Annotated in this window: 1 pseudogene; it reads right to left on the reverse strand. The window is 40.8% G+C overall.

What is annotated here, in order from left to right:
* A pseudogene (locus tag P0108_RS07200) lies at positions 1–311 on the reverse strand (DNA polymerase); the annotation flags it as partial.

A 311-nucleotide genomic window follows, 5' to 3' on the forward strand; every position in this document is an offset into this window, starting at 1 on the left:
GAGTTCGGGTTTTCTAAACCTGTAATATGCTTAAGCTCACTCATGAGATGCGTTTTCACCTCCTGGTCGAGTTTTATGGCTGATTTAACGAAAAGAGGATCTATTTCTATCCCACGGTCGTTTATGGTTTGGTCGAGATAAAACTCCTGCCATAAAAAGTCTGGCACGGGAAAGCGTGAGATCTTTTCTTGAATACTCATCTCAACTTCCACATCACGCTTGTTATACGATTTAAACAGCTCCCACTTTTCCTTATCGTGAAAATACTTGTTTCTTGTTCTTCCACCGTTTACTTTCGTAGGATTACACGG

The organism is Gardnerella sp. c10Ua_244 (genome assembly GCF_055818055.1).